Origin of the sequence: uncultured Rothia sp., assembly GCF_937976295.1 — a bacterium.
In the GTDB taxonomy this organism is placed as follows: Bacteria; Actinomycetota; Actinomycetes; order Actinomycetales; family Micrococcaceae; genus Rothia.
Genome location: NZ_CALJRY010000017.1, coordinates 1 through 1,654, shown reverse-complemented (window position 1 = coordinate 1,654; position 1,654 = coordinate 1). Strand labels below are relative to the sequence as shown.

The 1,654-nt window shown below is 58.3% G+C and carries 1 protein-coding gene; it reads left to right on the top strand.

The window, feature by feature from the left end:
• Positions 1–83: 83 nt before the first annotated feature.
• On the top strand, positions 84–1,654 hold a 1,571-nt coding region (locus Q0216_RS00430; protein ID WP_298591967.1), incomplete at its 3' end, for an ATP-binding protein.

The following is a 1,654-nucleotide window of genomic DNA, read 5'->3' as shown; positions in this document are numbered from 1 at the left end:
TAACAACATCATGACAGAAATTGTTATGATGCTGTTATGACGTTGCTATGACGTTCACCAAGAAGTAGCCCTCGGGAGTATGCATGGAAACTAACACCGCCGAACTCATCGAAAACCTACGCCGTAGCCAGGCTGAAAACGGACAGGTAGAAGTCAAAGCTGCAGCTGGCGGGTTCCCCAAGTCTGTTCTTGAAACCGTTAGCGCCTTCGCCAATGGAGACGGCGGCACCATTCTTCTTGGCCTCACCGACCCGGCAGAAGGTCTACAGCCGGTTGAAGGTTTCAACGCGCAGGCAGTCCATGACGCATCCGTTGAGGCAATCCGTTCCAAGATCACGCCTCGACCCCCGGTAGATATTCACATTGAGGCGGTAGATATTGAGGTGGCAGAGGGCCAGCACCGTATTGTGCGCATCGATGTGCTCCCCGGCGACCCGACGCAGAAGCCCTACTACATCGAAGCGCACGGCATGTATAACGGTTCCTACCAGCGTGTTGGCGAGGCCGATATTCGCCTCACTAAGTACGAGATTGACCGCCTCCTAGAGAACCGCAGTCAGCCCCGCTACGACGAGGAGCTGATTAGTGAGGCAAGCTTCAAAGACCTCTCCCCCACCCTTGTGAGCGCCTATGTCGCTCGCCTGCGCGAGGAGCAGCCTCGTGTTTTTGCGGCGCTTTCTGACCGTGAGGTTCTTCTGCAGGCACGCATTCTACGCATCGATTCTGAAGGCCGAGAAGTGCCCACTCTTGGAGCGCTTCTCGCCATGGGTTCATACCCGCAGGCGTTCTTCCCGCAGCTGATGATGAGCGTTGTTGTTCTTCCCGGTGAAGAGCTTGGTGAGGTCACCGAAGACGGTCGACGTTTCCTCGACAATCACAGCTGCACCGGGCCTATCCCCTCCATGTTGGATGAAGCTATGGGCGTTTTGGTTCGCAATATGCGCAAAACGTCCACGATGGAGGGCCTCAACAGCAGCGGTATCGGGCGGGTTGAGCGTTACGAGTATCCGCTGGAGGCTATCCGCGAGCTCCTGGTCAACGCCCTCATGCACCGCGACTACTCGCCCGGTGCGCGCGGTTCGCAGGTGCAGGTTGAGCTCTACACCAACCGTCTGGTGGTGCGTAGCCCGGGTGGTATTTATGGTGCTGTGACTATCCGAGATTTCGGTCAGCCCGGTGTTTCTTCAACCCGCAATAGCTACCTGGCGAGCATTCTGACTGACCTGCCCGACCCGGGGACGGGGCGTTTGATTGCAGAGAATAGGGCTTCCGGTATTCCCACGGTTCTGCGCGCGCTGAAGGATGCGGGTCTGCCCGCCCCCCAGTTTGCTGACCGGCTGCTCTATGTGCAGGTCACTCTGATGCAACCCCCGCAGGGTGTGTCTTCTACGGAACAGAAGACCGCGCCTGAGGATAAGACTCAGCAAGCAGCCCATCCCAAGGGCAAACATTCAGTCGACACCGTCGAACCGGCGGGAGCCGACGCGTCGCTTGAGGGCCTCAGTGAACGCCAGGCCGGCATTGTGCGTGGCCTGCGCGCACAGGGTGAGGCGGTTTCCGCGGCGTTTATCCAGGAGCATTGGGGTCGGGGCGCTTCACGTACTTCCATTACGAATGACCTGCGCAGTCTTGTGGATGCGAAGCTGATTGTCCC